The sequence below is a fragment of the Mesorhizobium sp. M7A.F.Ca.CA.004.04.2.1 genome, from assembly GCF_004022825.1.
In the GTDB taxonomy this organism is placed as follows: domain Bacteria; phylum Pseudomonadota; class Alphaproteobacteria; order Rhizobiales; family Rhizobiaceae; genus Mesorhizobium.
On the sequence record NZ_RZPH01000168.1, the window covers coordinates 1 to 8,269 of the forward strand.

General features: G+C 63.0%; 8 protein-coding genes and 1 pseudogene. 4 read left to right on the plus strand and 5 right to left on the minus strand.

Going from position 1 to position 8,269, the window contains the following annotated elements; translation table 11 throughout:
- Positions 1-266 (minus strand): gamma-glutamyl-gamma-aminobutyrate hydrolase family protein (locus tag EN893_RS10410; protein ID WP_164900789.1); only part of this gene is annotated, 266 nt, incomplete at its 3' end.
- Between the two features lie 262 nt (positions 267-528).
- On the opposite strand from EN893_RS10410, the gene EN893_RS10415 reads away from it, so the two are divergent.
- A complete protein-coding gene (locus EN893_RS10415) occupies positions 529-1,638 on the plus strand; it encodes a TRAP transporter substrate-binding protein (protein ID WP_013528215.1) in 1,110 nt (369 codons plus the stop codon).
- Positions 1,639-1,722: 84 nt separating this feature from the next.
- On the opposite strand, the gene EN893_RS10420 is transcribed toward EN893_RS10415, so the two are convergent.
- From EN893_RS10420 to EN893_RS10435, 4 genes are all read right to left on the minus strand, one after another.
- A complete protein-coding gene (locus EN893_RS10420; protein WP_164748951.1) occupies positions 1,723-2,751 on the minus strand; it encodes a zinc-dependent alcohol dehydrogenase family protein in 1,029 nt (342 codons plus the stop codon).
- An 18-nt stretch (positions 2,752-2,769) separates the two neighbouring features.
- Positions 2,770-4,554, minus strand: a complete 1,785-nt coding sequence (locus EN893_RS10425; protein WP_174800303.1) for a TRAP transporter large permease subunit — start codon at positions 4,552-4,554, stop codon at positions 2,770-2,772.
- The gene (locus EN893_RS10430; RefSeq protein WP_127266510.1) at positions 4,551-5,135 is read right to left on the minus strand and encodes a TRAP transporter small permease subunit; all 585 of its coding nucleotides are present in this window, start codon (positions 5,133-5,135) and stop codon (positions 4,551-4,553) included. Before EN893_RS10430 ends, EN893_RS10425 begins: the two co-directional genes overlap by 4 nt.
- Positions 5,136-5,321: 186 nt before the next feature.
- Positions 5,322-6,227 (minus strand): branched-chain amino acid ABC transporter permease, encoded by a 906-nt coding sequence (locus EN893_RS10435; protein ID WP_127266511.1) that lies wholly within the window; start codon positions 6,225-6,227, stop codon positions 5,322-5,324.
- 148 nt (positions 6,228-6,375) lie between these two features.
- Here EN893_RS10435 and EN893_RS10440 point away from each other — a divergent pair, with 148 nt between their 5' ends.
- The 3 genes and pseudogenes from EN893_RS10440 to EN893_RS10450 all read left to right on the plus strand — a co-directional run.
- Positions 6,376-6,987: a CGNR zinc finger domain-containing protein gene (locus EN893_RS10440; RefSeq protein ID WP_127271073.1), complete on the plus strand. Its 612-nt coding sequence runs from the start codon at positions 6,376-6,378 to the stop codon at positions 6,985-6,987.
- A complete protein-coding gene (locus tag EN893_RS10445; protein ID WP_127269757.1) occupies positions 6,980-7,516 on the plus strand; it encodes a hypothetical protein in 537 nt (178 codons plus the stop codon). Before EN893_RS10440 ends, EN893_RS10445 begins: the two co-directional genes overlap by 8 nt.
- Positions 7,517-7,735: 219 nt before the next feature.
- Positions 7,736-8,269: pseudogene (locus tag EN893_RS10450) on the plus strand (indolepyruvate ferredoxin oxidoreductase family protein); the annotation flags it as partial.

Below are 8,269 nucleotides of genomic sequence, written 5' to 3' on the forward strand. Positions count from 1 at the left end.
GCCGGATCATAGGGGCCATTGGCTTCGCTGGCGTCGCCGCCATAGAGCGAGGGATGCACATTGGATTTCGAGCCGGTGACCATCACGCCGTCGACCGACGAGAGAAGTTCGTCGAAGTCGAGCCGGTCGCCGAACGATGGCACCAGCAGCGGGAACACACCGGCGCCGGTGATCGCCGCTTCCAGATATTGCTGCGGGGCGGCATGCCAGGTGTAGTTGTCGAACTGACGGACGTCGGTCGATATGGCGACGAGCGGCTGATGCATTTTGCTCTGTGTTCCATCTGGGCAAGGGATACCTGCCGCTAAAATAGGCGATCCCCGGTTGTTTTTCCATGCCAAGTTTCGGCGTGTCGCATGGGCCACGAAATGGCCTGTTAGACTATAGTTGCAGGGTAGCTGGGCTTCGCCGTCAAATCGGGTCGCCGTGCTGGACTCGACTTCTTGCCTGTGTATTGTCTTGAACGAACCGACACGGAAACCGAGGATTTCCTGACGTCGGCCTGTTGATCCAAAAGGGAGGAACTTCATGGATCGTCGTTCATTCATTCGCAAGGCCGGTGTCACCGGCGTCGGTGCCGCCGCGGCGGCGGCCACACTGGCGGCGCCCGCAATAGCCCAGTCCAATCCCAAGGTGACGTGGCGGCTGGCGTCGTCCTTCCCGAAGTCGCTCGACACCATCTATGGCGGTGCCGAGGTGTTCTCGAAGATGCTGTCGGAAGCCACCGACGGTAACTTCCAGATCCAGGTCTTCGCCGCCGGAGAGCTGGTGCCAGGCCTGCAGGCCGCAGACGCCACCACGGCCGGCACGGTCGAGGCCTGTCATACGGTGGCATATTATTACTGGGGCAAGGACCCGACATGGGCGCTGGGTGCGGCGGTTCCCTTTTCGCTCAACGCACGCGGCATGAATGCCTGGCATTACCATGGCGGCGGCATCGACCTGTTCAACGAGTTTCTCGCCACGCAGGGCCTTTTCGGCCTGCCGGGCGGCAACACCGGCGTCCAGATGGGCGGCTGGTTCCGCAAGGAAATCAACACGGTGGCCGACCTTTCCGGCCTCAAGATGCGAATCGGCGGTTTTGCCGGCAAGGTGGTGCAGAAGCTCGGCGTCGTGCCGCAGCAGATCGCCGGCGGTGATATCTATCCCGCGCTGGAGAAAGGCACCATCGACGCGGCCGAATGGGTTGGTCCCTATGACGACGAGAAGCTCGGCTTCTATAAGGTCGCGCCCTATTATTACTATCCCGGCTGGTGGGAGGGCGGCCCGACCGTCCACCTGATGTTCAACAAGGCGAAGTACGAAGAACTTTCGCCGACGTACAAGTCGCTGCTGCACACTGCCGCGCAGGCGGCCGACGCCAACATGCTGCAGAAATACGATTATCTGAACCCTGCGGCGGTGAAGCGACTGGTAGCCGGCGGCGCGAAACTGCGCCCGTTCAGCCAGGAGATCATGGCCGCCTGCTTCGAAAAGGCCAACGAGGTCTATACCGAAATGGAAGCCTCCAACGCCCCGTTCAAGAAGATCTGGGAATCGATCAAGGGCTTCCGCAAGGAGCATTATCTCTGGGCGCAGGTGGCCGAATACAATTACGACACCTTCATGATGGTCCAGCAGCGCAACGGCAAGCTGTAGTCGGCCGGACTTCTGCTCAAAAGCTCTCTGGGCGGAACCCGCTCAGGGAGCTTTTCTGTATATACCGGAGGCGAAACCGGCGGTTCAGCCTCGGCGCGGCACCACCAGAACCTTGACCTCGCCGGGCGCCGGCGGATTGGCGATCACCGCTGGCGCTTCTTCAAGCGACACCTGCCTGGAGATCAGCCTATCGATCTCGATCGTGCCGGAAGCAATGAGTTCGGCGGCACGGCGATGGGTGTAGGGATTGAGGAAGGAACCGAGCACCTTCAGTTCCCGGAACAGCAGGTCGAACGGCTCGAATTCAGCTTTCACGCCTTGCGGCGTCACGCCGACGATGACGACCGTGCCACCGGCGCGGGCCAGCCGCATCGACTGCTCGACGGTCTCTCGCACGCCCGCACATTCGAAGACGACGTCGACACCGCCTGGCACCAGCCCCACCGGTCCGGCGATGGCATCGATGACATCGGCGGTGGTTGGATCGATCGTCATTGTCGCGCCGAGGTCCTCGGCGAGGGCGCGCCGCGAGGCTTGCCTGGTCGACAGGATGATGGTCGTGGCTCCCGCCAATCTTGCCAGTTGTACGGTGAGCAGGCCGATCACGCCGCCGCCAAGCACGACCACCGAGCTGCCCGGTTTGATACCGGCAAGGTCGACGCCGTGCAGGCAACAGCCGAGCGGCTCGCAGAAGGCACCGTGCATGGGATCGAGGCCCGCAGGCAGGACGAAAGCCTGCTTCTGCGGCAAGGCAAGATATTCGGCAAAGCCGCCATCGCGATGAATGCCGATGGCGCGCAGATTGCTGCAGAGATTGACTTGTCCCGCGTGACAACGCGCGCAGCGCCCGCAGGCGATGTTGGGGTCGCCGGTGACACGATCGCCGATGGCAAAACCCGAGACCGATTTTCCGATCGCCTCGACGAGACCGGAGAACTCATGGCCGGGCGTCACCGGCGGCGTGCACGGAAATTCGCCGTGAAACAGATGCCGATCCGTGCCGCAGACGCCGCAGGCTTCGATGCGCACCAGTAGCTCATCCGCACCGATGTCAGGCATGTCGACGTCGCGCAGCGTGATGCCGCCCACTGCTTCCAGCCGCACCGCTTTCATGGTTTTGACCATGCCGGTTCAGTTGAAGCTTGGCGGTTGCGACAGGTCGGGCTGTGGCGTTGCCGGCTTGGCCGGCGGCGCGTCGCCGAAGCTCGGCGGCTGCGACAGATCGGGGGCGGCGGGAGCCGTGCCGCCGCCGGCAGGCGCTGCGCCATCCGCCGGCGGCGTGCCGAGCGGCGACAGGCCGGGCATCTCCGGCACCTGGTAGTCGATCGTGCCCGGATCGACGGTCGTTCCCTTGTAGTGCATCACCATTTGCGGGAAGGCGATGGTCAACCCGATCATGATCACCTGGATGCAGACAAAGGGCACCGCGCCCCAATAGATCTGTCCGGTGGTCACCGGCGCGATTTGTTTGCCGGTGAGACGATCGAGATAGGGCACGCGCGCAGCCACCGAACGCAGGTAGAACAGCGCGAAGCCGAAGGGCGGGTGCATGAAGCTGGTCTGCATGTTGACGCCCAGGAGCACGCCGAACCAGATCAGGTCGATGCCGAGCTTGTCGGCGGCGGGCGCCAGCAGCGGTACGATGATGAACGCCAATTCGAAGAAGTCGAGGAAGAAAGCGAGGAAGAAGACGAGCATGTTGACGCCGATCAGGAAGCCGACCTCGCCGCCCGGCAGCGACGTCAAAAGGTGCTCGACCCAGATGTGGCCGTTGACGCCGTAGAAGGTCAGTGAGAACACCCGTGCGCCGATCAGGATGAAAAGCACGAAGGACGATAGCCTTGTCGTCGAGGCCAGTGCCTGCTTGACGACGTCAAGCGACAAGCGCCCCTTTGCCGCCGCCATGATCAAGGCGCCGACGGAACCCATGGCGCCGCCTTCGGTCGGCGTGGCGATGCCCAGGAAGATGGTGCCCAGCACCAGGAAGATCAGCGCCAGCGGGGGGATCAGCACGATGATCACCTGCTGCGCGAGCCTGGACATCATGTTGAAATTCAGGCGTTTGTCGGCAATGGCGACGATGTAGATGAACAGGACTCCGGCAGTCGCGCCGAGAATGTCGGCATTGTCGCCATGCGCCGGCGCCAGATAACGATACGCCGCGTAGGAAACCGCTAATGTGACCAGCAAAGCCACCAGCAGCGACATCACGCCATGGCCGAGTGTACGGGCCTCGAGCGGCAGCGCCGGCATCGAGTTCGGCCGGATGATCGACATGATCAGGATGTAGGACATATAGAGGACGGTGAGCACGAGGCCGGGGATCAGCGCGCCGGCATACATGTCGCCGACCGAACGGCCGAGCTGGTCGGCAAGCACGATCAGCACCAGCGACGGCGGGATGATCTGGGCAAGCGTGCCCGAGGCGGCAATGACACCGGATGCGAGCCGGCGGTCATAGCCATAGCGCAGCATGATCGGCAGCGAGATCAGGCCCATGGCGATGACGGAAGCCGCCACCACGCCGGTGGTCGCTGCCAAAAGCGCGCCGACGAAGATCACCGCATAGGCAAGGCCACCGCGGATTGGCCCGAACAGCTGGCCGATCGTGTCGAGCAGGTCTTCGGCCATACCCGATCGCTCGAGCACGATGCCCATGAAGGTGAAGAACGGAATGGCCAGCAGCGTGTCGTTCGACATCACCCGGCTGCCGTAGAAATTATCCGGCAATGCGTGCAGGAGCGGCCAGGCGAGGTTGATCGATCCTCCGGAATAAGGCGACAGCAGCACGCCGATGAAGAAGAACATCAAGCCGTTGGCGGCCAAGGAAAAAGCGACGGGGTAGCCGATCAGCAGGAAGATGATCAGCGAGGCGAACATGATCGGCGCCATGTTCTGCGCGATGAACTCCATCACGAGCGCACCTCGTCGGCCAGCGCCTTGGCTTCGAGTTCGGCCTGCTCATGCACGGAAATGAACGGATTGGGATCGTCCATGTCGCCGCGCATGATGGCGATCTTCTTGATGATCTCGGAGATGCCCTGCAGCGCGAGCAGGAAAAAACCGACGAGCAGGATGGCCTTGGCCGGCCAGATGATCAGACCGCCGGAATTGTTGGACATCTCGCCGCTGCGAAACGACAGCGACACATAGGGCACGAAATAGATCACCATCAACGTCACGAACGGCATCAGGAAGAAGAGATGCCCGAGTAGGTCGATCCAGTGCTGCACGCGGCGTGAAAACAGGCCGTAGACGACGTCGATGCGGATATGCTCGTTCTGCTTCAGCGTATAGGCGGCGGCCAGCATGAAGGCGGCGCCGAACAGATACCATTGCAGCTCGAGCCAGGCGTTCGAGGATATGTCGAACACCTTGCGGATAATGGCGTTGGCGGCGCTCACCAGGATCGCCAGCAGGATCAGCCACGATATCCACTTGCCGATGAATTCGTTGGCGCGATCAATTGTCCTGGATAGAGCAAGAAGCCCTGCCATGCATTCCTCCCTTGTACCGGAGGCGTGCCGGCTTCCCCCTTTTGTCCGTCACGCCGCGTGGTCCAACGGTATGCCGCGCGTGGACTGACGGGTCAACAAGGATAGAGGGAGCAAATATCATCGCATGGCAGACAGTGCCCAATACCGGCGATCTGCCCTGGCGTCATGCAACCAAAGTCTGACGTTTCAGGCGATTTTGCCGGTGTCGCGGCCGGCGCCGATCAGGATCAGCGTCGTGACCAGGAACAGATACATCCACGCATCGCGCCATTCGACCGGGAAATAGCCGGCCCACAGCGATTCGGCCATGCCGAAGGCGGCCGCGCCGAGTGCCGCGCGCGACGGCGAGAGATATCCGCCGACCGCCGTCACGAACAGGATTTTCAGGCCGTAGACGAGGCCCGAGCCGAAGCTGACATTGCCGTAATAGAGCCCGGCCATCACACCGGCCAGCGCGGCGCAGAAGCCGCCGAACAGGACCGCGTGCCGGAACACCGCGCGCACGTCGACGCCGCACATAGCGGCTGCCCTGGGGTCGTCGGAGACGGCGCGCCAGCGCCGTCCGAAGCTCGATCGGGCAAATGCCCAGCTGGCCAGCGCGATTGCCGCCACCACCACGGCGCAGTCGATGAGCTGGATGAGCGTCAGCGTTGCCCTGAAGGTGGCGCCCTGCGCGAAAACGATAGGCTGCGCCAGCATCGGCGGCAGCCACAGATCGTGCGTGTCGGCGGCGATGCGGCTCGCTTCGGACAGCAGCAGCAGGATGCCGAGCGTCGTCACCACGATTGCATTGGGTGTGCGGTCGGCCAAAGGTTCGAAGACACTGCGCGACAGCACGTGGCTGATCAGCGCGGCATAGAAGAACGCAGCGACGACGCCGAGCGCCACCGCCGCCAGCAGCGTCAGCCACAGCATCTGATAGCCGAAGGCGGCGGTCAGGATCATCGTCTGGCCGCAAAAGGCGAACAACGCGCCATAGGCGAGATTGGTGCGGTGCAGGATGCCGTTGGTCAGCACATAGCCAAAGGCGAGCAGCGCATAAAGCGCGCCCGAATGCAGCCCGTTCAACACCTGCTGGAAGAAATAGAGCATGCAAAACCTCGAAGCATGCCGCCCAAAAGTGCGAAGCGGTCCTGGCCAACGACAGGCTCAAAAGGCTGCGAAGATCATCGCAGCCCAGAGTGAGGGTGCATCGCTGAATCTAACTTGTCAAATACGATTTATAGGTTAGATTTTCGCCATGACGGTATCCTGGACCCCGCACCGCTTCACCGGCGGCCTGCTTGCGCTCGACACAGCGAACACCGTCGTGCTGCGCGGCGATCCGGGGCGAACCTTCGATCGCTTCGACGATCCGGCCGAGATTGCCCGCTTCGCCGATGCGGCGAGCCGCTTTCGCGCTGCCGAACTTGGCGATAGGCCATTGGCGGTATCCTCGGCGGTGGCGATCGCACCCGTCGTGCTGTCGATCCGCGAGGCGACCGACCGGCTGTTTCGTGGAGCGGCGTCGAAGGGCGCGGTTGCCACCACTGATCTGCCCGGATTCCTGAGAGCCTGCGCCGATGGCCTTGCCGGCAGCCGGACCGAGATCGGTGCGCCGGGGAGGCCGTTCGGTGATCCCCTGACGCCGATCGCTTTCGAGGCGGCACTGGCGGTTTCGGCGTTGTCGCTTCTGCGTGACGACACCGTCGCGAGGCTGAGGATCTGTCCCAATTGCACCTGGCTGTTCGTCGACAGAAGCCGCAATTCCAGCCGCCTTTGGTGCGACATGGCGGTGTGTGGCAACAGGCAGAAGGCAAGCCGTCACTATCGTCGCCGTCGCATGGCGGAAAATGAGGTCAGGAATGCGTAGCGGCCTTTCCCGTTCGATCCTTGTCGGCGTGGCACTCATCGCGGCCGTTGCGCTGGGCGCCTGCCGCGATACCGGCAATGACGAAGGCAAGCTGTTCGAGATTTCCGGCAAGATATTCGTCTTCAACTACCGCCTCGCAAGGGCGACTTATGTCGTGACCCTGCGGCCGCTGAAGCCGATGGGAGAGGGCCAGGTCGCGGTCGCCAGCTTCCAGGATCCCGCCGGCGGCGCGCCTCTGGTGGTCGAGCAGAAGGTCTGGCCGAAGCTCGACAAGGTGACGCTGGAGAGCCCGGCACTGACCTGCGTCGTCAAGAACAAGCCCTATGCGATTGCCATCAGCATCAAAGGCGCCGACGGCGCGGTCCTGCAGAAGATCGACACCACGCTGATGTCGACGGAAGACCAGTCGATCCTGCCCGACCGGCCGCTGGTCATCGACCAGCTCTACACCGCCAATCCCGATCTCGTCGGCCATCCCGACGGCAAGCTGCCGGGCGAACCGAAGCCGGATTGCTCGAAGGGCGGCTGACGCGTCGCGGCCATCCGGGCCGCAGCTGAAATTTTCGTGCGCCGGGCAATATCCGCGGACCGGTTTCATACCCGATTCAGGATGGACGCGGACTGTTCGGTGCGCGTTGCCTGGCATCTGCGATTTTGTTTGACCTGCCTTGCAAGGGGAGAAAGGATGCGTCATCCGACCCCGACGTTGGCTGCCTGCCCCGCGTGGCCTCCGCAGAGGAAATGCCTGATGACGCTGCACGACGTCGCGCTCGACGACAAGTTCGATCTCGCAAAGGAGCGCATCTTCCTGTCCGGCGCGCAGGCGGTCATCCGCATGCTGCTGATGCAGCGCGAGCGTGATCGCCGCGCCGGCCTGAACACGGCCGGTTTCGTCTCCGGCTATCGCGGTTCGCCGCTCGGCGGCCTCGACATGCAGCTTTGGAAGGCGAAGAAACAGCTCGCCCAGGCTGACATCGTCTTCCAGCCGGGTCTCAACGAGGAGCTTGCCGCCACCGCTTGCTGGGGAACGCAGCAGACGGAACTGCTGGGCGAGGGCACTCATGACGGCGTCTTTTCGGTCTGGTACGGCAAGGGACCGGGTGTCGATCGCTCAGGCGACGTGTTCCGCCACGCCAACCTCGCCGGATCGTCGAAGCATGGCGGCGTGCTTGCGCTGATGGGCGATGACCATATGGCCGAATCCTCGACCAATGCGCACGCCACCGAATTCCTGTTCGTCGACACGATGGTGCCGATCCTCAATCCCGCCGGTGTCCAGGAG

Excerpts from the sequence above, each read along its gene's own strand:
- EN893_RS10445 (WP_127269757.1), top strand. The coding sequence starts at position 6,980 with ATGCGTAGCGGCCTTTCCCGTTCGATCCTTGTCGGCGTGGCACTCATC.
- EN893_RS10435 (WP_127266511.1), bottom strand. The coding sequence starts at position 6,227 with ATGCTCTATTTCTTCCAGCAGGTGTTGAACGGGCTGCATTCGGGCGCG.
- EN893_RS10440 (WP_127271073.1), top strand. The coding sequence starts at position 6,376 with ATGACGGTATCCTGGACCCCGCACCGCTTCACCGGCGGCCTGCTTGCG.
- EN893_RS10415 (WP_013528215.1), top strand. The coding sequence starts at position 529 with ATGGATCGTCGTTCATTCATTCGCAAGGCCGGTGTCACCGGCGTCGGT.
- EN893_RS10420 (WP_164748951.1), bottom strand. The coding sequence starts at position 2,751 with ATGAAAGCGGTGCGGCTGGAAGCAGTGGGCGGCATCACGCTGCGCGAC.
- EN893_RS10430 (WP_127266510.1), bottom strand. The coding sequence starts at position 5,135 with ATGGCAGGGCTTCTTGCTCTATCCAGGACAATTGATCGCGCCAACGAA.